Origin of the sequence: Streptomyces sp. NPDC087420 (genome assembly GCF_044744165.1) — a bacterium.
GTDB lineage: Bacteria > Actinomycetota > Actinomycetes > Streptomycetales > Streptomycetaceae > Streptomyces.
The window spans coordinates 248,130-273,695 of sequence record NZ_JBIUXU010000005.1 but is presented as its reverse complement, the minus strand read 5'-3'; the positions used below and the strand labels follow the sequence as shown (position 1 = coordinate 273,695).

Annotated in this window: 22 protein-coding genes and 1 pseudogene; 13 read left to right on the top strand and 10 right to left on the bottom strand. The window is 71.8% G+C overall.

Going from position 1 to position 25,566, the window contains the following annotated elements; translation table 11 throughout:
- Window positions 1–113: 113 nt before the first annotated feature.
- The gene (locus ACIO1C_RS12135) at window positions 114–1,019 is read left to right on the top strand and encodes a serine protease (RefSeq protein WP_401861582.1); all 906 of its coding nucleotides are present in this window, start codon (window positions 114–116) and stop codon (window positions 1,017–1,019) included.
- On the opposite strand, the gene ACIO1C_RS12130 is transcribed toward ACIO1C_RS12135, so the two are convergent.
- A complete protein-coding gene (locus tag ACIO1C_RS12130) occupies window positions 979–2,196 on the bottom strand; it encodes an MFS transporter (RefSeq protein WP_401861579.1) in 1,218 nt (405 codons plus the stop codon). The genes ACIO1C_RS12135 and ACIO1C_RS12130 overlap by 41 nt on opposite strands.
- An 80-nt stretch (window positions 2,197–2,276) precedes the next feature.
- Here ACIO1C_RS12130 and ACIO1C_RS12125 point away from each other — a divergent pair.
- Window positions 2,277–2,633, top strand: a pseudogene (locus tag ACIO1C_RS12125) (MerR family transcriptional regulator); the annotation flags it as partial.
- Between the two features lie 93 nt (window positions 2,634–2,726).
- Entirely contained in the window at window positions 2,727–3,194 is a 468-nt protein-coding gene (locus tag ACIO1C_RS12120; protein WP_401862178.1) for a GNAT family N-acetyltransferase, read from the top strand.
- A 56-nt stretch (window positions 3,195–3,250) separates the two neighbouring features.
- On the opposite strand, the gene ACIO1C_RS12115 is transcribed toward ACIO1C_RS12120, so the two are convergent.
- A complete protein-coding gene (locus ACIO1C_RS12115) occupies window positions 3,251–4,768 on the bottom strand; it encodes a hypothetical protein (RefSeq protein ID WP_401861576.1) in 1,518 nt (505 codons plus the stop codon).
- A 227-nt stretch (window positions 4,769–4,995) separates the two neighbouring features.
- Between ACIO1C_RS12115 and ACIO1C_RS12110 the strand changes: the two genes are divergently transcribed.
- Both ACIO1C_RS12110 and ACIO1C_RS12105 read left to right on the top strand, forming a co-directional pair.
- The gene (locus tag ACIO1C_RS12110; protein ID WP_401861573.1) at window positions 4,996–6,222 is read left to right on the top strand and encodes an LLM class flavin-dependent oxidoreductase; all 1,227 of its coding nucleotides are present in this window, start codon (window positions 4,996–4,998) and stop codon (window positions 6,220–6,222) included.
- Window positions 6,223–6,256: 34 nt separating this feature from the next.
- The gene (locus ACIO1C_RS12105) at window positions 6,257–7,615 is read left to right on the top strand and encodes an NtaA/DmoA family FMN-dependent monooxygenase (protein ID WP_401861571.1); all 1,359 of its coding nucleotides are present in this window, start codon (window positions 6,257–6,259) and stop codon (window positions 7,613–7,615) included.
- A gap of 43 nt (window positions 7,616–7,658) precedes the next feature.
- Here ACIO1C_RS12105 and ACIO1C_RS12100 read toward each other — a convergent pair whose 3' ends face one another.
- On the bottom strand, window positions 7,659–8,513 hold the full coding sequence (locus ACIO1C_RS12100; protein WP_401861568.1) for a helix-turn-helix domain-containing protein: 855 nt from the start codon (window positions 8,511–8,513) through the stop codon (window positions 7,659–7,661).
- Between the two features lie 171 nt (window positions 8,514–8,684).
- Here ACIO1C_RS12100 and ACIO1C_RS12095 point away from each other — a divergent pair, with 171 nt between their 5' ends.
- Window positions 8,685–9,293, top strand: coding sequence for an NADPH-dependent FMN reductase (locus tag ACIO1C_RS12095; protein ID WP_401861566.1), 609 nt, complete (start codon window positions 8,685–8,687; stop codon window positions 9,291–9,293).
- A 46-nt stretch (window positions 9,294–9,339) separates the two neighbouring features.
- Here the strand turns inward: ACIO1C_RS12095 and ACIO1C_RS12090 are convergent, their stop codons facing one another.
- Window positions 9,340–10,467 carry a TetR/AcrR family transcriptional regulator gene (locus ACIO1C_RS12090; RefSeq protein ID WP_401861563.1) on the bottom strand — a complete coding sequence of 376 codons (1,128 nt, stop codon included), beginning with the start codon at window positions 10,465–10,467 and terminating at the stop codon, window positions 9,340–9,342.
- 211 nt (window positions 10,468–10,678) lie between these two features.
- On the opposite strand from ACIO1C_RS12090, the gene clpX reads away from it, so the two are divergent.
- On the top strand, window positions 10,679–11,977 hold the full coding sequence (gene clpX / locus ACIO1C_RS12085) for an ATP-dependent Clp protease ATP-binding subunit ClpX (protein ID WP_401861561.1): 1,299 nt from the start codon (window positions 10,679–10,681) through the stop codon (window positions 11,975–11,977).
- 47 nt (window positions 11,978–12,024) lie between these two features.
- Here clpX and ACIO1C_RS12080 read toward each other — a convergent pair whose 3' ends face one another.
- The 5 genes from ACIO1C_RS12080 to ACIO1C_RS12060 form a co-directional block, all read right to left on the bottom strand.
- On the bottom strand, window positions 12,025–12,252 hold the full coding sequence (locus ACIO1C_RS12080; RefSeq protein WP_401862176.1) for a DUF5133 domain-containing protein: 228 nt from the start codon (window positions 12,250–12,252) through the stop codon (window positions 12,025–12,027).
- Window positions 12,253–12,448: 196 nt separating this feature from the next.
- Window positions 12,449–13,171, bottom strand: a complete 723-nt coding sequence (locus tag ACIO1C_RS12075; protein ID WP_401861559.1) for a DUF1775 domain-containing protein — start codon at window positions 13,169–13,171, stop codon at window positions 12,449–12,451.
- Window positions 13,172–13,254: 83 nt separating this feature from the next.
- Window positions 13,255–14,418, bottom strand: coding sequence for an aminotransferase class I/II-fold pyridoxal phosphate-dependent enzyme (locus tag ACIO1C_RS12070; RefSeq protein ID WP_401861556.1), 1,164 nt, complete (start codon window positions 14,416–14,418; stop codon window positions 13,255–13,257).
- A complete protein-coding gene (locus tag ACIO1C_RS12065) occupies window positions 14,415–15,059 on the bottom strand; it encodes a transcriptional regulator (RefSeq protein ID WP_401861554.1) in 645 nt (214 codons plus the stop codon). Before ACIO1C_RS12065 ends, ACIO1C_RS12070 begins: the two co-directional genes overlap by 4 nt.
- A 130-nt stretch (window positions 15,060–15,189) precedes the next feature.
- Window positions 15,190–17,229: a SpoIIE family protein phosphatase gene (locus ACIO1C_RS12060; RefSeq protein ID WP_401861551.1), complete on the bottom strand. Its 2,040-nt coding sequence runs from the start codon at window positions 17,227–17,229 to the stop codon at window positions 15,190–15,192.
- 176 nt (window positions 17,230–17,405) lie between these two features.
- On the opposite strand from ACIO1C_RS12060, the gene ACIO1C_RS12055 reads away from it, so the two are divergent.
- The 4 genes from ACIO1C_RS12055 to ACIO1C_RS12040 all read left to right on the top strand — a co-directional run bounded on the left by ACIO1C_RS12055 (window position 17,406) and on the right by ACIO1C_RS12040 (window position 21,427).
- The gene (locus ACIO1C_RS12055) at window positions 17,406–18,098 is read left to right on the top strand and encodes a GntR family transcriptional regulator (RefSeq protein WP_401861548.1); all 693 of its coding nucleotides are present in this window, start codon (window positions 17,406–17,408) and stop codon (window positions 18,096–18,098) included.
- 121 nt (window positions 18,099–18,219) lie between these two features.
- Complete coding sequence (locus ACIO1C_RS12050) at window positions 18,220–19,593, top strand: MFS transporter (protein ID WP_401861546.1); 1,374 nt, start codon at window positions 18,220–18,222, stop codon at window positions 19,591–19,593.
- 107 nt (window positions 19,594–19,700) lie between these two features.
- Window positions 19,701–21,062 (top strand): acyclic terpene utilization AtuA family protein, encoded by a 1,362-nt coding sequence (locus ACIO1C_RS12045; RefSeq protein WP_401861543.1) that lies wholly within the window; start codon window positions 19,701–19,703, stop codon window positions 21,060–21,062.
- Between the two features lie 5 nt (window positions 21,063–21,067).
- On the top strand, window positions 21,068–21,427 hold the full coding sequence (locus tag ACIO1C_RS12040; RefSeq protein WP_401861540.1) for a DUF4387 domain-containing protein: 360 nt from the start codon (window positions 21,068–21,070) through the stop codon (window positions 21,425–21,427).
- On the opposite strand, the gene ACIO1C_RS12035 is transcribed toward ACIO1C_RS12040, so the two are convergent.
- The gene (locus tag ACIO1C_RS12035) at window positions 21,414–22,568 is read right to left on the bottom strand and encodes a PQQ-binding-like beta-propeller repeat protein (protein ID WP_401861538.1); all 1,155 of its coding nucleotides are present in this window, start codon (window positions 22,566–22,568) and stop codon (window positions 21,414–21,416) included. The genes ACIO1C_RS12040 and ACIO1C_RS12035 overlap by 14 nt on opposite strands.
- Window positions 22,569–22,645: 77 nt before the next feature.
- Between ACIO1C_RS12035 and ACIO1C_RS12030 the strand changes: the two genes are divergently transcribed.
- Entirely contained in the window at window positions 22,646–23,029 is a 384-nt protein-coding gene (locus ACIO1C_RS12030; RefSeq protein WP_401861536.1) for a hypothetical protein, read from the top strand.
- A 9-nt stretch (window positions 23,030–23,038) separates the two neighbouring features.
- Window positions 23,039–25,552 (top strand): caspase family protein, encoded by a 2,514-nt coding sequence (locus ACIO1C_RS12025; RefSeq protein WP_401861534.1) that lies wholly within the window; start codon window positions 23,039–23,041, stop codon window positions 25,550–25,552.
- Window positions 25,553–25,566 lie beyond the last annotated feature (14 nt).

Here is a 25,566-nt window from a genome sequence, read left to right as displayed (position 1 = left end):
ACCCACACGGCGGTGCGCGGTGCGAGCTGTGAGGCGTGGTTGCCCGCTGGGGCTCCTGCGTCAACAATGCTCATGACAATCGCATACCTCGGTCACAGAGGGGACCCCCCACCATGAGAAAGCCTCTCCTCGGCGCGCTTCTCGCCGTCCTGCTCCTCGGAGCGGGAGCGGCACCCGCGACGGCCACCGGTCTGGACGCGGTCGCGCCGGCGAAGACTTCCCCAACCGCCCCGTCCGGCACCCGGGTCGACACCACGGCCCCCGGCGGAACGGATGTGGCCGTCAAGGCCGTCAGCTACGCCGGAACGGTCGCGCTCAGCAACTGCTCGGGATCCGTGGTCCGTACGCCGGGATCGCAGCCCAACGACTTCGCCCTGGTCCTGTCCAACGGCCACTGCATCGAGAGCGGTTTCCCGGCCGCCGGCCAGGTCATCGTCAACCAGCCGTCGACCCGCTCCTTCACCCTCCTGAACTCGGCCGGCACCGGCGTGGCGACCCTGCGGGCCAGCAAGATCGCCTACGCGACGATGACCGACACGGACGTGTCGCTGTACCAACTCACCAGCACGTACGCGCAGATACAGAGCCGGTACGCGATCACCGCGCTGGACCTGAACACGACACGCCCGGTCCAGGGCACCGCCATCAAGGTCGTCTCCGGTTACTGGAAGCGCATCTACACCTGCAACGTGGACGGCTTCGCGTATCAGCTCAAGGAGGGGCAGTGGACCTGGAAGGATTCGGTCCGCTACACCTCGGCCTGCAACACGATCGGTGGCACGTCGGGCTCCCCCGTCATCGACAACACCACGGGCAAGGTCGTGGCCGTCAACAACACCGGTAACGAGAGCGGTGGGCGCTGCACGGACAACAACCCGTGCGAGGTCGACCAGAGCGGCAACGTCACCGTGCGCCAGGGCATCAACTACGCCCAGGAGACCTACCAGATCGTGCCGTGTGTCGGCACGGGCACCACGATCAATCTGAGCCTCCCGGGCTGCTCCCTGCCCAAGCCGTGATCCGGCCGCCGTCGCGGCGGCGCCCGGGGAACGCGTACCGGCGCGCCGCCGCGACGGTCGCCAGCGCGGCGGCGAACAGCGGCAGCGCGGTCCAGGGCAGGGCGCCCGCGCCGCCCCCGGCGGTCTCCAGGACGAGACCGCCGGCCAGGGACCCGGCGGCGATGCCCGCGTTGTAGACCGTGGTCTGCAACGAGGTGGCGACGTCCGCGTCACCGGGTCCCGAGATCCGGATCAGCGCGGTCTGGAGCAGGGTGGGCGCCCCGCCGAAGGCAACTCCCCACACGGCGACGGCCGTCAGCAGGACCGGAGGCGTACCGCCGTACAGGCCGAGGGCCGGCATCGAGGCCGTGAGGAGCCCGAGGGCGGCCAGCAGGGTGGCGCGTGGGTGTCGGTCGATCAGCGCGCCCACACTCCAGATGCCGACGACGGTGGCGGCGCCGAAGACGAACAGGACCACGCCGGTACGGCCGAAGCCCGCGCGTTCTGAGAACGGGGCCAGGTAGGTGTACATCACCTGGTGGCCCAGCAGCAGGAGCAGGGTGATCGCCAGGACGGCGCGGATGCCGGGCAGCGCCGCGATCCGGTGCGGCGGGACGCGGGACGCGGCCGGTTCCCCCGGGAAGTCGGGCACGTACCTGCTCACCCAGACCACCAGGACCAGCGCGAGGGCGGCCACCGCCGCGAACGTCGCGCGCCAGCCGAGGAACGCGGCCGACGCGGTGGCCGCGGGGATGCCGAAGGAGAGCGCCACGGTGATCCCGGCGAGAACGACGGCGAGGGCGCGGCCCCGGCGTTCCGCGGGCACCATCCGGGCGGCGTGCCCGGCGAGCATCGCCCACATCGTGCCGCCCATGACACCGGCCAGCAGCCGGGCGCCGAAGGTGAGGGGGTACGAGGTGGAGAGCGCGGTCACGGCGTTGCAGAGCGCGAACCCGGCGATCGCGCCGACGAGCACCGGGCGCCGGCGCAGCCCGCGCAGGGCGGCGGTGAGCGGGATCGCGGCGAGGAAGGACGCCGCCGCGTAGCCGGTCACCAGGAAGCCGACGCGGCCCTCCGACACCCGCAGGCCGCGGCTCATCTCCGGCAGCAGGCCGGCCGGCAGCAACTCGGTCAGTACGGCGGTGAACGCGGCCGTGAACAGGGCGAGCAGTCCCCCGTAGGGGAGTTTGGCGGTCATGCAACCATGGTGAATCCTTCACATCAGTGTGAAGGCAAGCACACCATTCGCCCCGCCTAAGCCCGGGGGGAGGAAACGCCATGAGGATCGGTGAACTGTCCGCGCGCACCGGCATTCCCACCCGGATGCTGCGCTACTACGAGGAGCAGGACCTGCTGCGCCCCGAGCGGGCCGACAACGGCTACCGCGCGTACGAGGAGTCGGCCGTGGGCCGGGTCCAGCAGATCCGCGGGCTGTTCGACTCGGGGCTGACCACGGAGATCATCCGCCGGATCCTGCCGTTCCTGGACGAGCCGGACCAGATCCACCTCCGCCCCGAGTCCCTGACCCCGGAGACGTCCGGACAGCTGCGCGCCGAGGCCGACCGTATCCAGCGGCGCATCGACTGCCTGGCCCGCAACCGCGACGCCATCGAGGGGTACCTCGGCGCGATACGGACACGGGACACCGCAGGGCCGCGCGGCGCACAGGGGACGATCGAGGCGGACGGGCTGCGGCTGCGCCCCTTCACCCGGGCGGACATCGAGTGGGTGTACGAGGTGTCGCTCGACCCCGCTCTCCAACGGTTCGTCCGGCTGCCTTCCCCGTACCGCCGACGCGACGCGGCGTTCTTCGTGGACCAGGTCGCGCTGGCGGGCTGGGACAGCGGTCGGCGTGCGGAGTTCGTGGCCGAGGATCCGGCAACGGACCGTCCCCTGGGCCGAGTCGGCCTCGGCCTCCGGCCGAACGGCTCGGCGGAGATCGGCTTCTGGACCGACCCGGCCGCCCGTCACCACGGGGTGGCCACCTGGGCGGTCGGCGCGGTGTGCGGCTGGGCGTTCCGCACCCTGGGCCTGAGCATCGTGGAGTGGCAGGCGGAGGTCGGCAACGAGGCTGCCCGCCGGGTGGCGGAGAAGGCCGGTTTCCAGGTGGAGGCGACGCTGCGCCGCCGCCTGATCCGCCGGGGCGGGCGGGTGGACGCCTGGGTGGGCTCGCTGTTGCCCGAGGACGTGGCGTAGGGGTGAGTGAACCGCTGGGACGACGGGTCGGCGGGTGGACCGATCGGCAGGGGTGACTACGGCCGGGGCACCAGGTCCCACATCACGGCGGGTGGCAGTGCCGGGTTGGCCGCCGCCGCTTCCACCACCTGCCAGTGGGTGTCCGTCAGCAATTCCACGATGACCGGCGGTGGGAGCGCGGGATGGCCGGCCGCCAGTTGCCTCGCCTCACGGTCGGCCAGGCACGCGAGCAGAGCCGGAGCAGTCGCGCGACGATGCCGCGCGACAGCGCGGAACGCTTTCTGTACGGGCGGTCCGTGCCGGGTCAGGTCCACCAGCAGCGCCGGTGTCGCGTCCGGGTTGGCCGCCACCGCGGCGACGACCCGCACTCCGTGCCGGCCGACCATGGCGCGCAACCGCGCGTCGGAGAGTCCGGGGTGCGGGGCGACGGACTTGACCACCTTCGCGTCGGGGTCGGCGGCCAGCGCGTCGCGGATCGCGGCCGGCAGATCACGGCGTTGGGCCAGGAGCATCCGTACTTCCGGATTCGATGACTCCGCCAGCTCCCCGACCTGGCGGGGAGAGGCGGCGGCGATCGCCGGCAGGAGGGCCGAGCCGATCCTGGTCGTGGCAGCCAGGCAGCTGAGCACATCGAACGGCACGTGCGGGTTGCCTGCCAGCCCGCGCCGCACCTCGTGGTCCGGGTCGGCGGCCATGGCCCGGATCAGCGGGGCGCCGATCGCGGGATTCCCGGCCAGGTCGGCCCGTACGCCGGGATGGGGATCCGTGGCGAGCCGCCCCGACACCTCCGGCGGGAGATCAGGGCGGGCGGCGAGCTCCCGGCGAAGCCAGATCGAAGGATGCCCGGCGAAGGCGGCGGCGGCTTCGGTGGGAGTGGCCGGGTTCCGCAGCGCCTGCTGTCGCGTCTCGTGCACGGTGGACTCGTGGGAGCTGTCGCAGGAGTCGCCCGGCAGCAGATCGCAGTCGGGAAGCGGACACTCCAGGGGGTGTACGAACGGCGTCTCTTCCCGGTCGCAGACCAGACACCACCGTGCCGGAGGCAGCCCCTCGCCGGTCATCAGCGCCGCCAACACGCCAGGAGGCGTCGCCTCGTTGGCCGCCACCGACCGGCGTACCTCGGCATGGGGGTGTCGCGCGAGGACGGCGGCCCTGTCCGGCGTCGTCCAGAAGGCCAGCTCCGCGACGACCCGTACGTCCGGGTCCGCGGCGAGTGTCTCCACGACGTCGGACGGGAGACCGGCACAGGCGGCCAGTCTCTCCCGGTGCCGGACGAGCGGATCCCTCACGAGGAGGCGCGCCCACTCCGGGTCGCCCGCCCGCCGGTCGAGCAGGGTGAGCGCGGCGTACGGCTGGGTCGCGGGATCGATGTCGGCGGCGGTCAGCCGGCCCTCGTAGGCCAGCTGACCGGCGCTCTCCCCGACCTGTGCGACCAACGCGAGCGCCTGCTCGTGGCTGAGGTCCGGGCGGGCGGCGAGACTTCCGGCGATCTCTTCGTCCGCGACCGCGATCAGCCGGTCCACCAGCTCCGACGGCAGGGCCACGTTGGCGGCGAGCCCGCACAGGAGGTGATTCACAGAGGGCATCCTGCCCGGAACCACGGGCGAACGGCTTCTGGTTTTCGGCCCGGGAGCCGTGCCACACGATGTACATGCGCACGCAACACTGTGCGGGAACAGGGGGAAATCGCCTCCGGTTGGACTGGGAGCGGGGGCGGTGCACCGACCCCGGCAGGACGCCTGATCACGAAGCCCGGCCGCCTTTCTCTCCCCTGTTCGTGTCTCCCTGGAAGCGGTGTACCTCCATGCCCGAGTCCGCCCCTCTCCATCTCGCGACAGCCCTCGACGGAGCCGGCTGGCACCCGGCCGCCTGGCGCGCGCCGGACGCCCGCGCCGGTGAACTGTTCACCCCGGCGTACTGGCTCGACCTGGTCCAGGAGGCCGAGCGCGGCCTGGTGGACTTCGTCACGATCGAGGACTCGGTCGGGGTCCGGCCCGCGCGGTACGACGCGTCCGACCCCGGCGAATCGCCCGGCCGGGTCCGCGGGCGGCTCGACGCGGTGCTCACGGCGGCCCGGGTCGCCCCGCTGACCCGCCACATCGGGCTGGTGCCCACAGTGACGGTCACCCACAGCGAGCCCTTCCACGCGTCGAAGGCGATCGCCACCCTCGACTACGTCAGTTCGGGCCGCGCGGGCCTGCGGGTCCAGCTCTCGGCCCGGCCGTACGAGGCCGCGCTCTTCGGCCGCCGTACGTTCACGCACCGATTCGAGAACCGCAACGACCGGGACGACCCGGCGGCGGCCGCGCTGGTCGCGGATCTGTTCGACGAGGCCGCCGATTACGTGGAGGTGGTCCGCAGGCTGTGGGACAGCTGGGAGGACGACGCGGTGATCCGCGACGCCGCGACCGGCCGGTTCGTCGACCGCGACCGGCTGCACTACATCGACTTCTCCGGCAAGTGGTTCAGCGTCAAGGGGCCTTCCATCACCCCGCGTCCGCCGCAGGGCCAGCCGCTGGTCACCGCCCTCGCGCACGCCACCGTGCCGTACCGCTTCGCCACGCGCTCCGCCGACGTCGTGTACGTGACGCCTTCCGACGTCGACGAGGCGCGGACCGCGGTACGGGAGGTCCGCGCCGAACAGGACGCCGCCGGGCGGGGCGGGGAGCCGCTGCACGTCTTCGGCGACCTCGTGGTGTTCCTGGACGAGACGGAGGCCGCGGCCGTCGCGCGCAAGGAGCGGCTGGACGAACTGGCCGGTGAGGCCTTCGTGTCGGACGCGCCGGTCTTCACCGGCACCCCGGCCGGGCTCGCGGACCAGCTGCTGGAGTGGCGGGCCGCCGGGCTCTCCGGCTTCCGGCTGCGGCCCGCCGCCGTACCGCACGACCTGCTCGCCCTCACCCGCGGACTGGTGCCCGAGTTGCAGGCGCGGGGGGCGTTCCGCCGGGAGTACGAGGCCGGCACCCTGCGCGGCCTGCTCGGGCTCGGCAGGCCCGCCAACCGGTACGCGAGCACGACCGCCACCGCCTGACCCGCCGCCGAACCCCGAGCATCGAGGACGTGAGATGAGCAATCCCGACAAGCCCCTCAAGCAGATCCACCTCGCCGCGCACTTCCCCGGCGTCAACAACACCACGGTCTGGGCCGATCCCGACGCGGGCAGCCAGATCGACTTCAGCTCGTTCGTGCACCTGGCGAGGACCGCGGAGCGCGCCAAGTTCGACTTCCTCTTCCTCGCGGAGGGACTCAGGCTGCGTGAACAGAACGGCCTCATCTATGACTTGGACGTCGTCGGCCGCCCGGACACCTTCACCGTGCTGAGCGCGCTGGCCGCCGTCACCGACCGGCTCGGACTGGCCGGCACGATCAACTCGACCTTCAACGAGCCCTACGAGGTGGCCCGGCAGTTCGCCAGCCTCGACCATCTCTCGGGCGGGCGCGCCGCCTGGAACGTCGTCACCTCGTGGGACGCGTTCACCGGTGAGAACTTCCGGCGCGGGGGCTTCCTGCCGCAGGACGCCCGGTACGAACGCGCCAAGGAGTTCCTGGCGGCGGCGAAGGTGCTGTTCGGCTCCTGGCGCGGCGACGAGATCGTGGCGGACAAGGAGTCGGGCGTCTATGTGGGCGACCCGCTGGCCGGGCAGTTCGACCACCACAGCGCGCAGTTCGACATCACCGGCCGGTTCAACGTGCCGCGCAGCCCGCAGGGGCGCCCGGTGATCTTCCAGGCCGGGGACTCGGAGGCGGGCCGGGAGTTCGCGGCGGCCGACGCCGACGCCATCTTCACCGGGCACGGCACGCTGGAGGCGGGCAAGGCGTTCTACGCGGACGTCAAGGGCAGGCTGGCCCGCCACGGGCGCTCGCGCGACGAGCTGAAGATCCTGCCGGGGGTCACGTTCGTCCTCGGCGACACCCCGGCGGACGCCGAGGAGAAGGCCGCGCTGGTCCGTCGTCAGCAGGTCAGCGGACAGACCGCGATCAAGCTCCTGGAGCAGGTGTGGAACCGCGACCTGAGCGCGTACGACCCTGACGGGCCGCTGCCCGACGTCGATCCGGACCCGGGCGAGCACACCATCGCCAAGGGGCGGGCCAGCGTACGGCAGCACGGCGACCCGCTCGCCGTCGCGCATCAGTACCGTGAGATCGCCGAGGCGAAGAAGCTGTCGATCCGCGACCTGATCATCGAGGTCTCCAGCCGGCAGTCCTTCATCGGCACTCCGGAGACCGTCGCCACCGCGATCAACAACTTCGTACAGTCCGACGGGAGCGACGGATTCATCCTGGTGCCGCACCTGACACCGGGCGGACTCGACACCTTCGCCGACCAGGTCGTACCACTGCTCCAGGAGTGGGGCGTGTACCGGACGGAGTACGAAGGCACCACGCTGCGCGAGCACTTGGGGCTGTCGCCCGACACCTTCTAGGGACACCTTCCGGGAACGCGGCGCTTCGGCACGGAAGCGGGCGTCAGCCGGACACCGCGCGCAGCGCCCCCGGGCGGCGGCCGGTGAGCCGGTCGAGCGCGGCGGCGGTGGCCTCGTCGGCGGGCAGGTGGACGACGAGGCGCTGGTCGTCGTCGGCGGCGAGTTCGAGGATCTCGTACGCCAGCCGTAGTTCACCGGCCTCCGGGTGCACCAGCCGGGTGACGCCGTTGCTCCTCGGCAGGCCGGGGACGGTGTCCACCCGCCCGCCGAAGGCCGCACCCGCCGTGACCGTCAACTCGTCGGCGAGAGCGGCCACATGGGGATCGGCGCGGAACGGGCCCTGCTTGAGCGCGGCGACCTGTTCGTCGGCGACCAGGGCCCAGTCCGGGTAGACGGTACGCGCCCGGTCGTCGGCGAAGACGAAGCGGGCGAGGTTGGCGGGGTCGCCGTCGAGCAGACCGGCGGGGCCCGCCAGCCGTTCGTACGCCGCCGTGCAGGCCACGATGTCGCTCAGCCGGTTGAGGAGCACGGCGGGGGCGGGTTCCAGGGTGCCGAGCAGGGCGCGCACGGTGGGCCGTACGGTACGGGCGGGCGAGGCGCCGGCCATGCAGGTGAAGCCGCCCTCCGCGCCCTTGCTGAGGCGGTGCAGGTGGACGCGCTCGCTCGTGGACAGGTGCAGGACGGCGGCGAGCGCCGCGAGCACCTGCGCGGACGGCCTGCGGTCGCGTCCCTGTTCCAGGCGGGTCACGTACTCGACGCTGACCCCGGCGAGCGTGGCCAGTTCGGCCCTGCGCAGGCCCGGTGTGCGCCGGCGGGTGCCGGCCGGGAGGCCCGCCTCGCCGGGTGTGATCCCTTCCCGGCGGCTGCGGAGGAACAGGCCCAGCTCGTTGTCGCTCACCCTCCGAACGTAACAGCACGGGGCTTCCGGAGCGTGGCCCTCTCACTACCACTCTCCGCCCGGCCTTCCTCGCTCCCGCCGGGGCCCGCAGGGTGAAGGACAGACATGGACCGGGACAGGAACGGACCCGGTCCTTCGACATCTTCGACCCCTTTGCCAAGGAGCACAGCCATGCCCCAGGAGAATCTCCGTCTCGCCGTGATCACCGGCAGCGTCAGGGAGGGCCGGTTCGGTCCCGTGGTGACGGACTGGTTCCTCGAACAGGCCGCGCTGCACGGTCGGTTCACCGTACGGCAGGTCGATCTGGCGGACTTCCCGCTGACACTGGAACTGCCGCCCGTGTCGCCCGCGCGCGAACCGGAACCGGTCCGCCCCGCCGGTATGGAGGACCTGACCCGGGAGCTGGGCGAGGCGGACGCCGTCGTGGTCGTCACCCCGGACTACAACCGCAGTTTCCCCGCCTCGCTGAAGGCGGCGATCGACTGGCACTACACGCAGTGGCAGGCCAAGCCGATCGGTTTTGTCGGGTACAGCGGGGCGAGCGGCGGACTGCTGGCGATCGAGCAACTGCGCCAGGTCTTCAACGAGTTGCACGCGCACACCGTCCGCGACTACGTGTCCTTCCCGCGCTACTTCGAGCTCTTCGGCCCCGACGGGAAGCTCAAGGAGCCCGAAGGCCCCGCCCTGGCCGCCACGATCCTCCTCGACCAGCTCCACTGGTGGGGCTCGGTCCTGTACGAGGCGCGCCGCGACCGTCCGTTCACCACCGGGCGGGTCTGAGCAGTCCGTCGTAGGGGTCCGACGAGGGCGGCGGGAGGACGGGCCCCTACGGCATCTCCACGGGCATCGGCGCCACGCCCGCCGACGCGACCGCGTGGCACGCGCCGCGGCCCTCGGCGCGGGCGACGATCCGGCTCGCCTCGACGCGGACGGCGGCCTCCGTCGCGTCGCTGACGGACGAGATGCCCGCCGCCGAGGCGAGCGCGCCCGACGTGTCGACCACCACCTGCAGCCGGGGCCAGGCGGAGGCCGGGAAGGCGTGGCGCAGCGGGCCGCAGAGGTCGGCCACGGCGAGCCGGGCCAGGGGGGCCAGTTCGTCGGGGTCGCCGGTGACCAGGACGGCGGTGACCTCGGCGCCGGCGGGCGCGGCCCGTACCGCCTCCTCGACGGCTTCGAGCCGGTGCAGTCCGAGGATGGCCAGCACGCCGTCGCCCGCGAGCCGGGCGGGCTCGCGGCGCACGGCGTCCAGGGTGCGCGGCGGGGCCCACGGCTGGTCGGCCGGGAGGGCCGGGGTGAGGACGTGCGAGGGCGGCCACCAGCCGTCCAGTTCGAGTCCGGCGAGCTGCTCGCAGGCGCTGACGACGTTGAACGGTTCGATGAACCCGGGTGCGGCGGCGGCCAGTTGGCTCGCGCCGTGCAGGGCGGTGAGGACCGCCTCGGCGACGCGCACCCGGCTGCCCGGCGGCGCGCCGGGCGGTCCCAGCCGCTCCAGGGCGAGCCCGAGCAGGATCGCGTCCAACTTCATGAGCTGCGCGAACGGCCGCCGGATCCACTCCTCGGCGAGCACCTCGGGCAGGACGTCCATGCCGAGCCGGGCCGCGCCGTGCTTCTCGTCCGTGTCGGCGAGCGGCAGCCGGGCGAGCCAGGCGCGGGCGAAGGCGCCGAGCGCCTCGCGGGCGCTCGGCGCCGTACCCGTACCGCCCGGCGGTCCGGCTCCCCTGTCCGGGGCGGGCGGTTCGGGGGCGTGCTCGGCGAGGTCCGCCAGCACTTCGAAGTAAAGGGCCCGTTTGCCGGGGAAGTTGGAGTAGACGGCGCCCCGGGTGAGACCGGCGCGCTCGGCGATCCCGTCCACCTTGGCGTCACGGAAGCCGCGTTCGGCGAATTCGTCCCCGGCCGCGGCGAGTACCCTGGCGCGATTGCGCTCCCGCAGCTCCACCCTGCTGAGCCGACTCATCGCCCTCTCTCATCCCGGCCGTACCGGCTGGCTCATCCCGGCCGTACCGGCGTCTCATTCCCGGCCGCACCGGCGCGACTGGCACGGCGTTGCCGTCCGTTCGGCATCAAGATACCGTGACCATTCAGATGGTGACGCCATGTGATCTCACCATGTGAATGTCCGGTTTCGCGAGTCCGGTTCCGTAGGTCCGGTGAGGAGACGTTTCGCAGTGGCACCCATCGGGGACAGCGGCGACCTGCTGAAATGCACGTTCTGCGGGAAGAATCAGAAGCAGGTCAGAAAGCTGATCGCGGGCCCGAGCCCGCTGTGCATCTGCGACGAGTGCGTGGGGCTCTGCAACGAGCTGATCGAGGAGGAGCGCGACCAGGTCGCCTCGGCCGGTCCGTGGGAGTCGCCGAAGCCGCGCGAGATCCACGCCTTCCTGGAGGAGTACGTCATCGGGCAGGAGGGCGCCAAGAAGGCGCTCGCCGTCGCGGTCTACAACCACTACAAGCGCATCCGGCCGCGGGCCGGGGCGGAGGCCCGGGAGTCCGCCGGGGACGAGCCGGTCGAGCTCGGCAAGTCCAACATCCTGCTGATCGGCCCGACGGGCTGCGGCAAGACGTATCTCGTCCAGACCCTCGCGCGGATGCTCGACGTCCCGTTCGTGATCGCCGACGCGACGGCCCTCACGGAGGCCGGCTATGTCGGGGAGGACGTCGAGACGATCCTGCTCAAGCTCCTCCAGGCCGCCGACTTCGACGTGGAGAAGGCCGAGACCGGCATCGTCTACATCGACGAGATCGACAAGATCACCCGGAAGAGCGAGAACCCGTCGATCACCCGTGACGTGTCGGGCGAGGGCGTCCAGCAGGCCCTGCTGAAGATCCTGGAGGGTACGACCGCCAGCGTGCCGCCGCAGGGCGGACGCAAGCACCCGCACCAGGAGTTCATCCAGATCGACACGGGCAGTGTGCTGTTCATCGTGGGCGGCGCGTTCTCCGGCCTGGAGCGGATCATCGAGCAGCGGGCCGCCCACCGGGGCATCGGGTTCGGCGGCTCGGTCCGCGGCCGGGAGGAGCGCGAGGGGGAGGACGCCTTCGCGGACGTCATGCCCGAGGACCTGCTGAAGTTCGGCCTGATCCCCGAGTTCGTGGGGCGGTTGCCGGTGGTGACGACCGTACAGCCGCTGGACCAGCCCGCCTTGACCCGGATCCTGACCGAGCCGCGCAACGCGCTCATCCGGCAGTACCAGAAGCTCTTCGCCCTGGACGGCGTGGAGCTGGAGTTCACGGAGGGGGCCGTCGCCGCCATCGCCGAACAGGCGCTCCTGCGCCGTACGGGTGCCAGGGCCGCCCGCGCGATTCTCGAAGAGGTCCTGCTCAACGTGATGTACGAAGTGCCGAGCCGGGACGACGTGGCCCGGGTGGTGGTCAGCCGGGAGACCGTCCTCGGCAACGTCAATCCGACGCTGGTACCGCGCGAGCGGCCGGACGGCGAGCGCGGGCACCACGAGAAGTCGGCCTGACCGGTCGGGTCACGGGCCGGCGCCCGACCGGCCGGCTCCCCCCGGGCTCAGGCGGTGAGCCGTACGTCCGTCTCGGCCGGGTCCAGCGCCGCCGCCAGCTGCTCCTCCGCGACTCTGAGCGCGTCCTCGATCGTCCGCGTCCCGGTGGAGACACACAGGGTGTAGGTGACGTCCTCGAGCCGCCGCCGGGTCTCCAGGGTGTCCTGCCCGGTCCTGGCGGCCTGGAGTTCCTCGTACCGCTCCACCAGGTTCCGGAGTATCGCGGGGTGAGCCATCAGCACGGTAACTCTCCACTTCGTCGGGCCTCGGCGGCGGTAGGGGTCCACCTAGGGGCTGGAGGGCGCATGCCCGCGGCACGCCGTGCCATGCGTGCCCGGGTGCGGGTGCCTCTGTGAAACGAATCACTTATTGCGCCCATACCGGTCGGTCTGACGGATCGGCAGCCTTCCCTCCGTCAGGTGCGCCCCTCCGTCAGGCCCTGCTCGCTCCCCCGCGGCGCCTGAACCACCACATGCCGCCGACCAGCGCCACCACGACCACCACGAAGCCGATGATCAGCGCCGGATTCGCGCCGCCGCTCTTCTCCTCGGACGCCCCGGCGCGCGACGACGCCCCCGGGATCTCCCCGGGTACGGCACCGGCGGACGCGGTGGCCCCGGCGGCCGGCTTCGCGCCGGGCGCGGCGGGCGCCAGCACCAGGACCGGGGCGGGCTTGCCGTGTTTGGCGTCATGCGCGCCCGAGGGCTTGGCCGGCTCGACCCACCGGTCCACGCGGCCGTCGCCGTACGTCTGGAGCGTCTTGAAGGCCAGGGACTTGAGGTACGGGAGCTGCCGTACGGTCACCGCGTAGGCGGCGGGCTGGCCCACCGCCATCTCGGGTCCTGAGACGGTGTAACCGCCGGCCGTGGGGGTGAGTTTCCAGCCCTCGGGGCCTCCGGCGTAGGTGATGTCGGCCGGGGCGATCCCGTCGGGCAGGATCACTTCCAGCGCGGAGATCCCCGCCGTGTCGGACTCGGTCGCGGCGGTGAAGCGCAGGGAGACGTTCTTGTCGAGAGCACGGGCGCCCTCCGCTTCGACCTGCACATGGGCCGACGCGGGGGAGGTGAGGGCGATCGAGGCCGCGAGCGTGACGGCGGCGACCACGGTGGCCGCGTAGGAACGGCGTCCGGTGCGTGGCCGGTTGATGCGGGACACGGGCAACTCCCCTGGTGGTGTGGGCCGGTGGGGCGGGCGGAGGCCCAACGTACCGGGGGAAGAGCCGGAGTCGTAGACCTTGGTCAACGATCTGCCGGCACAGATCGGGAAGCTCGGCGGCGCTTCCGCAGCCAGGCCGAGAAGGCGTCCAGCGCCGGTGCCGGATCGGCCCGGCCGACGCCGATGCGGAACCGGTCGGCCGGGGTGGCGGTGAGTTCGGAGCGGTAGACGCTCGCGGGCAGCAGCAGGACCCCGGCCTCCTGGACGAGGCGGGCGCAGAACTCCTCGACCCCGTCCGCTCCCAGGTAGCGGGGGTAGGCCACACAGCCGCCGTCGGGGGCCCGCCACTCGAACAGGTCAGGGAACCCCGCGAAGAAGGCATCGAACAGCGGCAGGTTGGCGTCGATGACGGCGCGGTTGCGGGCCAGGATGGGGGCGCTCGCCTTGATCGCGATCCGGGCGAGGATCTCGGCGGGGGCGGAGTTGCAGATGGTGGTGTAGTGCTTGGCGCGCTCCAGGCGGGAGCGCAGCCGCCGGTCGCGGCAGGTGATCCAGCCGATCCGCAGTCCGGGCAGGCCGAGGGACTTCGAGGTGACGTTCAGGGACAGCGCGCGCTCCGAGAGGTCCGCCGCCTGCGGGAGCCTGCGGGACTCGTCGCGCTCCAGGCCCCGGTAGACCTCGTCGCTGAACAGGTGGATCCCCCGCTCGTCGCAGAGCGCCGCGAGCCGGGCGAAGTCGGCCGGGTCGACGACCTTCCCGGTGGGGTTGTTCGGGAAGTTGACGGAGACGACCCGGGTGTGGGGCCGGATCGCCGCCGCCACCCGGTCGAGGTCCAGGGCCCAGTCCCGCGCGGGGTCCAGGGCCACCCCGCTGACCTCGCACAGCGACAGCGGTACGGTCTCGGCGGCCTGGTAGTTCGGCGTGACGACCACGGCGTGGTCGTCGGGGCCCAGCAGCGCGTGCATCGCGAGATAGAGGCCCTCCTCAGCGCCGGCGAAGCAGATCACGTCGTCGGCGTCCGCGTGGGTGTACGTCTCCGCGATCGCCCGGCGCAGGCCCGGATCGCCGAAGGTCTCCGTGTAGCCGAGGGAGAGCGTGTCCCAGGCGTGCCGGTCCCCGTCGTCGGCCAGGCCGAGCAGTTCGCCCATCGGCATGGTCTGCGCGTCCGAGGCCGTCAGGTGGTGACGGGCGGTGAACTCCCAGCGGGAGAAGTACGTTTCGAGCCGGAAGTCGGGCAGCCGGGTCATGGGCGGGTCCTTTGCGCCCGGTGCTCGGCGAGCAGGGAGTAGACGGTGGAACGCGAGGTCTTGAGGGTGTCCGCGACGGCGGGGACGGCACGGCGTACCTCGAAGATCCCGTCCCCGTCGAGTGCGCCCACCAGGGCGAGGCGGTCCTCGCGGGTGAGCCGGTCGACGGGACGGCCCCGGGTGCGGACGAACGTACCGACGGTGTGCCGGAGGCGTTCGGTCCAGTCCTGTTCGAACAGCGCCTCGGGGCGCGCCACCGCGGGGGCGGCGAATCCGGCGAGCAGGGCGGCGGCCCGGTCCAGGGGGGTGCGGTCGAGGTTGACGCAGAGCACGGCCGACGGCTCGTCGTCCGTATCCCGCAGGACCGCGCTGACCGAGGACAGGCGCCGCCCGTCGGCCAGCACTTTCCCGTACGGTCCGAACACGTCGCGGGCGGACGGGTCGAGCCGGTCCAGCTCCCCCAGCAGCGACGGGCTTCCGGGGCCCCGGTCCGTCATCGGGTTCCAGACGCCCAGCACCGTGTCCTCCCGGACGTCGTGCAGCACCACCTCGGCGTAGGGGCCGAGGAGCAGGGCCACCGCGTGGCACACCGGTGACCACATGCGTACCCGGGGGTCGGTCTTGTCCACCACCACATCCATGGGCTGGACTGTAATTCCAGGCCGGACAGAATGTCCAGGCGCCAGATCAGGCGCGGGATCCGGCGCGGGGTCCGGCGCATGATCCGGTGCGGGATCCGGCGCATGAGATCCAGCGGTGCGGCCGGCCGGTTCAGAGCGGGATCTCGGCCCAGATCGTCTTGCCCGCCCGCGTGTAGCGGGTACCCCAGCGGTCCGTCAGCTGGGCGATGATGAACAGGCCCCGGCCGTTCTCCTCGTCGCCCCGGGCCCTGCGCAGGTGCGGGGAGATGCTGCTGCGGTCGGACACCTCGCAGATCAGCGCGTCCTCCCGGATCAGCCGGAGCTGGATGGGCCCGTTCCCGTACCGGATGGCGTTGGTGACCAGTTCGCTGACGACAAGTTCGAGCGTGAAGCTGGCGTCCGTCAGCCCCCAGGCCTCCAGCCGGCCGACGGCGAACTCCCGGGCACTGCCCACGGCCCGGGGATCGGCCGACACGTCCCAGGTGGCGACCTGGGCGGCGTCCAGCGCGTGGGTACGGGCCAGGAGGAGGGCGATGTCGTCCGCCGGGCCCCCGTCCAGCATCGCCCTGAGCACGGCTTCGCAGGTCGCGTCGAGCGAGGCGTGCGGGTGCGCCAGGGCCGACCTGAGGGCGTCCTGGGGGTCGCGGCCGTCGTCCTTCCGGGGCGCCGACAGGAGGCCGTTGGTGTAGAGGGCGAGCAGGCTGTTCTCCGGAATCCGCAGCTCGGTCGCCTCGAACGGCAGCCCCCCCGTGCCCAGCGGCGGCCCCTCGGGGACGTCGACGAAGTCGGCGCTGCCGTCGGGGAGCACCAGCACCGGTGCCGGGTGGCCGGCGCGGGCGAGGGTGCAGGTGAGCGAGACCGGGTCGTAGATCGCGTACAGGCAGGTCGCGCCGGTCGCCCCGGCCGTGTCGCCCTCGTCGGACTCCGCCCGCAGCGGTCCGAGGACGTCGTCCAGATGGGTGAGGAGCTCGTCGGGGGCCAGGTCCATGTCGGCGAGGGTCCGCACGGCGGACCGCAGGCGGCCCATGGTGGCGGAGGCCTGGAGGCCGTGTCCCAGGACGTCTCCCACCACGAGCCCGACCCGGGAGCCGGAGAGCCGGATGACGTCGAACCAGTCGCCGCCCATCTCCGACACCGAGCCGGCCGGCAGATAGCGGGTCGCGGTCTCGACGGCGGCCAGCTCGGGCAGCCGCTTCGGCAGCAGGCTCTGCTGGAGCTTGAGCGAGGTCCGGTGCTCGCGGCTGTAGCGGCGGGCGTTGTCCACACACACCGCCGCCCGCGCGCCGATCTCCTCGGCCAGCAGCAGGTCGTCGTCGTCGAACGGCTCCAGGCGCGCGTCCCGTACGAACACCGCCACGCCCAGGGTGACGCCCCGGGCCCGCAGGGGTACGGCGATACCGGAGGGCGGGCGGTGGCCGAGGGCCCGCGCCCCCGGCCGCGGCCCGCTCGTCGTACCGAGCCAGCCGGCCGCGTCGCTCCTGCTGTCGATCCCGGCCCGGGTCGCCCGCCCGAGCGCGAGGGACCGTCCCGGCACCGAGTCGGGCGGGTACGCGTTCAGCTCGCCGGGCTCCCACGCGGTCTCCGGCTCCGGGTCGCCCGCCGTGCTGCGGGCCACCCGCCGGAGGGTGATGGGGCCCGACTCGGGCAAGGGGGGCGGTTCGTCGCCGTGCAGCACCGTGTCGAAGAGATCGACGACCGCGAGATCGGCGAACCGGGGGACGGCCACGTCGGCCAGTTCCTGGGCCGTACGGGCGGTGTCGAGCGTCGAGCCGACCCGTACACCCGCGTCGGTGAGCAGCGTCAGCCGGTCCCGGGCGAACATGAGCCGCCTGATGCGTTCCTCCCGGTCCAGCCGGATGCGGGACACCAGGATGCTGACCGAGGTCGCCGCGGCCACCAGGGTGATGGTCACCACCCTCTGGACGGCGGGCAGATGGTCGACCACGCCTCCGTAGACGACGAAGATCCCCACCAGGGTCACGCCGCAGATGATGAGAGTCTGCCGGAACGGCAGCAGCGCGCTCGCCACGAGCGGGGCCAGTACGGAGAATCCGCCCAGCCTGATCACACCGTGGTGCGAGGTCGGGACCTGCGCGAGCGTGAGCAGAACCACGAACACGAGCAGTACGACAAAAACGCCCATCTTGCCGCCGTGGCGAACGGAAGACACCCAGACCCACCTCCCGGGGCGGGACACGTGGTGCCGTCATGCCCTTGATCAACGGTAACGCGAACGAACAAACGCGGCGATGCCACCGCAAGCCGGGCCCTGTGGCCACGAACCTATTGACTGTTTGCTATAGCACCATCACTCTTTCCCTCATGAACAAGGACACCCTCGGTCCCATGGAGACGACATCCCTGGCCGACCAGGCCTACCGGCGGCTGCGGGACGGCATCCGGGAGGGCACGCTGCGGCCCGGCGAGAAGATCACCGAACGGGATCTCGCCGCCCGTCTGGGGGTGAGCCCCACCCCTGTGCGCGAAGCACTGCGCCAGCTCGTCCACGAACGGGTCGTCGAACGGGCCGGCCCGCGCGCCCTCCGGATCGCCGACCACTCCGCGGCCGCGCGCGCCGAGATCGTGGAGGCCGAGGTCCGGCTCTCCGCCCTCATGGCCCGCCTGGCCGCCCGCAACGCCACCGAGTCGCGGCTCGCCGAGCTGACCGGGCTGCTCGACCGGACCGACGCCCTGGTCGCCGACATCGAGCGGACCCTGGCCGCACACGGCCCCGACGCGGCCGTGGCAGATCCGCTCGTCACCGTCTTCCGCCTGCTGCGGCAGTTCCACCACCAGGTCGAGGCCGCCGCCGGCAACCCCGTACTGGAAGGCCTGCTGGCCCAGGCCCGCGCCTTCAGCGACGACGAACGGCTCGACCTCACCGTCCGGCTCGCCCCCGAACGCGCCGAGGCGTTCCGCCGCCGGTATCGCGAGCACCGGTCGCTCCTCGACGCGCTGCTGGACCGGGACGAGGAGCGTGCCGAGCTGCTCGCCTCGCACCACCACAGGGAAGCACTCCTCCAGCTGTCGGCCGGCTGATTCCCCTCCCCCGCATCCCCCGCACCCCCCGTGCCCGCCCCCGTCCCCTCGCGTCCGGACCGCCCGGGATGCGGCGGCCGACGGATCTCACTTTTGCTATAGCATATGGCAAGGAGCCGCCATGATGCCCCACGACGCGCCGCCGCCCTCCTCCCCCGGCGTCGCCGCTCCCCTCTCCCCCGCGCCTGCCCCGGCCCCCGCGCCGCTTTCCCCCACCGGCCGGATGCGCGGCGGCACGGTCCTGTGGGTCACCCTCGCGGTGTTCGCCCAGGAGTCGGTCTGGAACTTCTACGACGCCCAGGTCCCCACCCAACTGCGCCACTACCTGACCTCCGCCGGTCTGGTGGGCCTGTTCATGGGCCTGGACAACGTCCTCGGCGTCTTCATCCAGCCCTGGACGGGCCACCTCTCCGACCGTCACGCGCGAGGACGGCACGGCCGGTGGCCGATCATCCTGGCCGGCGCGTCGCTGGCCGCCGTACCGTTCGCGCTCATCCCCCGGGCGGGGAGCCTGCCGGTCCTCCTCGCGTGTGTGGCCGGCTTCGCCGCGATCGCCAACGCGTTCAAAGGCGTCACCGAGACCCTGGTCTCGGACTATGTGGCGCCCGGCGACCGCAGCAGGGCGCAGGGCTTCGTCAAGGCCGGCGTCAGCCTGACCATCGTCGTCTCGTCCCTCATCAGTCTCCTGGTCATCGACCGGAGTACGACCGTGGCGTTCGCGATCCCCCCGCTCCTGATGCTGGTCATGCTGGGCCTGTCCTGGACGTTCCTCGGCCGCCACCACGCCAGGACCGTCCTGCCCGGCCCCGCCGCGATCCCCGCGGACGCCGGACCGGCCGCCGCGGACGGGGAGATCCCCCCGCCGTGGGCGGTCGTCAAGGACCTGGTCCGCGCGCCCACCGGTGCCAGGGCGCTCCTGATGACCGGCATCTTCTGCTTCGCCGGGATGTGGTCGGCCCTGCGTTCCCTGCTGACCCCGTACGGCACCGAGGTCCTGGGGCTGTCGCGCGGTGAGGCCGGGGCACTGGCGCTGCCCGGCGCGGTCGCGTTCCTCTGCGCCGTCGTCCCGCTCGCGTACGTCTCCGGCCGGCTGGGCCAGATCCGTGCGATCCGGTACGGCGTCGGCCTGTTCGTCGTCGGACTGCTGGCCGGGGTCCCCTTCCCCACCCCGGCCGTCACGGTGGTCTCGATGGCGGTGGCCTCGGTCGGCTACGCCGTGTTCGCGGTCAACGCGCTGGTCGCGCTCTGGAGCCTGGCCCCCGACGGCCGGGGCCTGGGCACCTACACCGGCCTCTACACCGTGGCCTCCGCCTCCGGCATGGCGTTCGGTCCCGCGCTGCTCGGGGTCACGGTCGACCTGACGGACTGGCGCTACCTGTTCCTGAACGCGGCGGTTTTCGGCGCCGTCACCTTCGCCGTCTTCACCCTCCTGGTCCGCCGGAACCCGGGCGGGGCGGCGCGCGGTGGATCCGTACCGGCGGACTCACCCGGATGAGGCCGGCCGGCCCGCACCGACCCACCGAGCCGAGGCGCCGTGCGTCACGTGCGGCACGTACGGATCTCCACGAACAGATCTCCGCGTACAGAGAAGGACTCACCGTCATGGAATTCCGCATCCTCGCCCCCACCGGCGCCCTGGGCGCCGGGTTCGACGCCGACGCGTTCCGCCGGGGTGTCGACGCCCGCCCGCACGTCATCGCGTGCGACGCCGGGTCCACGGACAGCGGACCGGCCGCGCTCGGTTCCGGCGTCCCGAAGCTCTCGCCCCAGGCCGTCGCCCGCGACCTGCGTCTCCTGCTCAAGGCCCGCGCCGAACTCGGCGTACCGCTGATCATCGGCTCCTGCGGCACCAGCGGCCGTGACGTCGGCGTCGACGGGGTGGCCGCTCTCGCGCGGGCGATCGCGGCCGACGAAGGGCTCCACTTCACGCTCGGCCTGATCTACGCCGACCAGAGCGCGGCGCGTCTCCGGGCGCTCCACGACGCCGGCCGGATCCGCCCCCTCCCGAACGCGCCGGCCATCGACAGCGACCTGTTCGCCCGGGGGCACACCGTCGCGATGATGGGCGTGGAACCCATCCAGGAGGCTCTGCGCGACGGCTGTGACGTCGTCCTGGCCGGGCGCGCGAGCGACACCGCGCTCTTCGCCGCCGTACCGCATCTGTACGGCGCCGATCCCGGGCTGACCTGGCACATGGCCAAGACGATCGAGTGCGGCGCCGCCTGCGCCGTCCCGCCCTCGGCCAACGGGCTCCTGGTCCATCTGCGGGACGACCACTTCGACGTGACGACCCTCGCCGAGGGCAGCCGCCTCACCCCGCGCTCGGTGGCCGCGCACACCCTGTACGAGAACGCGGACCCGTTCCACGTCGTGGAGCCCTCCGGCACGCTCGACACCACCGACGCGACCTACGAGGCGGTGGACGAGCGCACCGTGCGGGTGCGCGGCGCCCGCTATCTGGAGGCGGACGGCTACACCAACAAGCTCGAAGGCGCCGAACTCGCCGGGTACCAGACGGTCATCATCGGCGGCGTACGCGACCGGGTGATCATCGAACGCCTCCCCGGCCTGCTGCCGCTCGCGAAGAAGTACTTCGAGGCGAAGATCCTCGACGTCTTCGGCGGCGAGGTCGACCCCGGAACCGTCGACATCGACTACCGCCTCTACGGCGCCGGAGCCGTACTCGCGGGGCCGGAGCCCGCCGCCCCGCACCCCCGGGAACTGGGCGTCCTCATCACGGTGACCGCCCCGGAGCAGTCCACCGCCCATGCCGTCGCGACCTTCGTGGCCCACGCCAGCAGCCATCTGCCCATCCCCGAGTACGACGGGCTGGTCAGCACCCTCGCCTACCCCTACTCACCGCCGGAGACCGACCGGGGCGCCCTCTACCGCTTCACCCTCAACCACGTCGCGACCGGCGTGACCCCCACCGAACTCTTCCGTACCGTCACCGAGGAGCTGTGACAGCGATGGCCACCCTGCTCGACTACTGCTCCCTGGTCCGCTCGAAGAACGCGGGCCCGTTCACCCTCACCTTCGACTTCATGTGCCACGACCGGCGCGCCTACACGGCCCTGGTCGGTACGGGTGTGCTCAACGCCACCTTGTTCTCGACCCTGTTCGGGACCGACGAGGACCACATCCTGGTCGTGAACCATCCCTCGGCCCTGGCCGTCAAGGTCTCCCTCCCGCGCCCTGTGGTCCAGGGCGACCTGCGGGACGGCGACTGCTACGGAGGCCAGCAGTACGCGCCCCTCCTGGAGCTCGAACTGCCCGAACTCCCGTCTCTGGAGCCAGATCTGCCCGGACTCCCGTCTAGGGAGCCGTGACGGAGCGGAGCGCGGGGCGCGTTGCCGGCTGGAGGACGAGGTGGGTGCCGTACGCCGTGAGATGCGGGGATCTGTTGTCCGACGCCTCCGCGTACGCCCGGGAGCGGCGTGGCGCGTCGGCGCCGGTGGCGTACGGGCCCTTGCGCGGGTCGACGGAGACCAGCCGGCCCCCGGAGATCCAGACCGCCCGGGATCCGGCGAGGACGACGTCGTCGTTGGTTCCGCCGTCCTCGGGGCCGGTGGTCTTCCACAGGGTCTTCCCGGTCCTGACGTCCACGGCCATCCATCCGCCGCTGGACGAGTCCTCGGCGTTGACCGTGCGCAGCACCAGGACGCCGTCGCGGGAGATCACCCCGCCGTACGGTTTGTCCCCCGGCCGCCAGAGCGTGCTGACGAACCTGAGCGTCGCGGGGTCGACCCGTACGACGGGCGGGAAGGTGTCGCCGGCCGCGGAGCCGCTCTCCGTACAGACCAGATAGCCGGGCCCGCCGATCAGGGACGGGCAGGGATGGGAGGGGTCGGACGTGGCGACAACCTCGCCCGTCCGCCCGTCCCGCGCGACGGCGCGGGCGCCGGACTCGACGGTGAGGACCCGGCCGCCCAGCGCGAACGGCGCGGTTTCGGTGGTGTCCCGCTGCCAGAGGGGGACTCCGTCGGAGGCGCGGTACGCGAAGAGCGTCTGGGGCTCGGCGGCGGTCGCGCCGTACGTGGCCGCGTAGACGACGCCGTCCGCCGCGGCCGGCGGCCCGAAGGTACGTCCCGCGGGAAGCGTCTTGGTCCACGCGACGCGGCCGGCGGTCAGGTCGACGGCCCGGAGGGTACGTCCCCCGGCGGAGACGGCGCGGTCCCCGCCGACCGCGGCCCCGGCGTTCCCGCCCTTCGCCCCGTCCGCGCCGACGCTCCACACGACCTTGCCGGTGGAGGCGGAGTGGGCCACAAAGCCGGCCGGCGCCACGGGACACACGAGCAACCGCCCGGTGGGCAGACACCTCCCCGACGGCGCCGGCCCGGTGGACCCGACGGCCCAGGTCCGCCAGCCGGCTTGCGCCCCTGGCCCGGGGCCCCCCGACGCCCCGCCACAACCGGCGGCGAGCACCAGCAGCACCACCCCCGCCACCCGGTACGCGGAACGCAGCCTCATGGCAGGTATCACGAACCCTCCGTTGCCGTGCACTGAAGGATGCCAGGATGTGAAGCAGGCGCTCTTCTGGGGGATTGATGCAGGTCGACATCCGCGTGAACGGTGAACAAGGCGAGCTGCACTCTCTCTACCGGTCGTTGACGGTTGACGACGAACTGCGTTCCGCCCGCATCCAACTCGTCAGCACCAGTAGACCAGGTGAGATGGGAGCGGGGCTGGAGCTGATCGAGGTGATCCTGGAGAACGCCTGGTCGGCTTCGTCTTTGGCTGTTGCCGTAGCCGCCTGGAGACACTCCCGGCCACGACCGGGCCGTGTCACCCTGCGTGTTGGCCAGACAGACGTCGAGATCAGCGGTGACGACGCGGAGCAGGTGCGACGCATCGTCGACCTGTGCTCGGCAGCGGCCGCCACCCCTCCACCCGCGTCTCCGGACAGCGCGGGCGAGGACCCGAGCGCGTAGGCGACTGCGATGTCGATGCCCAGCCCGTACGGAAGCCGCGCGGTCCTCATCGGGGTCAGCAGCTACCACCATCTGAACGACATTCCCAACATCGAACGCAACCTGACCGATCTGCGGAACCTGCTGACCGGCCCCCGGTCGTGGAACCTGCCAGAGGAACACTGCCTCGTCCTGCCCAATCCCGCACATGCACAGCAGGTACTCAGCGCGGTTCAAGAGGCCGCACAGGAGGCCACCGACGCCCTGTTCATCTACTACTCGGGTCACGGCCAGATCGATGCCGACGAGGACGAACTTTTCCTCACCCTCCCGGGCAGCCGGCCCCACACCATGTGGACCGGCATCGAGTACAAGCACGTGCGCCGGGAAATACAGAAGTCACGCGCCCGATCGCGAGTTGTCATCCTGGACTGCTGCTACGCCGGCCGCATCACCGCATTGGGGGACCACAGCGAACTCGTGGAGAAGGCCGCAGCCGAGGGCACCTTCCTCCTCGCCGCTTCACCACCGACGGAGGCAGCCCTCAGCTATCCGGAAGAACCCCACACCGTTTTCACGGGCGAGCTGCTCAGCGTCCTCATCCATGGTGTGCCGGACGGACCCGCGCTGCTGGACGCCCGCACCGCCTTCCACCACGTCCGACAAAACCTGATCCAGCGCGACCGGCCGAAGCCGAGCATGCAAGCGAGCAACACCGCGGCCCGGGTGCCTCTCGCCCTCAACGCACAGTACTCACCGCCCCGCGACGCCCGGCCCCTGCCACAGCGGACACCTCCCCAAGAGACACGAGCCCAACCGGCGGACAACTCCGCGGACTTCTCCAAACGCGCCGGCGGTTGTGCCATGTTCCTCCTGGTGCTGGTGCTGACCATGCTGGTTTTCGCCACCTGGGGCATATTTACCGGTGACCTCTTCTTCGTGTACAAGGCCAGCAGGGCCCAGGGGTCTGTCGACAAGCCCTCCGATGCCGTCATCGCCTACAGCGTCCTCCCGGCGATGGGCATCGCCTGGCTCGGATACCGTCGCCTGCTCCGCACGTACGGACTGCGCATCTCCGAGGACGGCATCCAAGTGCGGGTCGGAGAGGACGGCCTGACCCACTACCCCTGGCACCGCATCGTCACGACCGGAATCGAGTGGGAGCCCACGCGGCGTCGCGGACGCGGACGTTTCTGTCTTACCGTCCGGCTACGGGAAGGCACACCGTCCCAGCTTTCCTGGCTGGCCCGACGAGCCCAAGGGCGATCGGGCAGCGCCAACATACGCCTCGCCGTCCTCGACCGGCTCGACTGCACACCGCGAGACGTCGACCAAGCCCTCGACAAGTTCGCCCCCAGAGGTGTGTGGACCCCTACGCACGCCGCGCAACGCCCGAAATACACCGCACTCGAGCCCGATCAGCCACCCACTGAATTGCGTGGCAGAACGCGCCGTGCACGCCTGGGCCTGCTCACCTTCGTCCTGGCGGGTGCCGCCCCGGCTCCCTGTCTGATCACCCTCACCGCTGCCCCCGCATACCCGTACGGATGGGAAACCGTCGGCCTGGCCCTGTGGACGCTGCTGCTCCTTCTTCCCCCGCTGGTACCGGCACTCCTCCTGAGGTGTTCCGGGAGCCTGGTCATCGGCGCCGACGGCATCACACACACGACCGCTCACAGGACGCGCCACTGGTCATGGGACCGAGTGGATCGCGTGGGAGTCATGTCCTGGCTGCGTAACACGCCTGCGACCGGTGTCCTGTTCCTCACCACCCGTGAGCTGGGTTCGCCGCCGTCCGCCACCGGCCTTCGCAAGATCCTCGGACGCGCTGAAGCGCGCCTGGGTGGCGAGCTCGTCTGCGACCTCGTGTCCCTCGGAATCTCCCGCAAGCAGGTCGAAGCAGCGATCCGACAGCACACCGAAGACGTATGGGACGACAGTCCACGCCCGGAACACGGAGTCATTCAGGACGACGAACACTCAGCCCACTACGAGGGCAGCTTCATCGGCCTGCGCACCCTCGGGGCGATCGGTGCAGCAGTCCTGGTGTACTTCTGCCTCATTGCCGGCGTCGCCGGCCCGCTTGACGACCACCAAGGCGCCTCCCAAACGCTCGGAGCCGTCATGGTCTACACACTAGTGATCTTGATCTGTTTGCCGCTCCTGCTGCGCAAGCCTCTCACTGTGCGGATCGACGATCGGGCCCTCTCCCTGAGCTCAGGCGCCCAGCAGCTGATGATTCCCTGGGAGCACGTCAATGCCGTGGGCCCCCTCGCCGCGGCGGCCAGGAAGAAACCGTACGACACCCTCGTCGTATGGCTGAGCCGAGAGGAAGCGTCCCGCTATCGCGGTTTCTGGCGATTGGGCGCCCACTTGACCGGTGCCAGGCTCCGGTTGGCCGGCGTCCGCTTCGGCGCGGGGGCGCTGTCCGTCAGCCCGGAACGGCTGGACGACGCGCTGCGCCGCTTCGCCCGGGAGCGTTACCACTCAGGAAGCACACGCCCCGGCAGCTCCAGCGGCGAAGCGGCACAAGCCACCCCGTGACCTTCCGGTCCCGA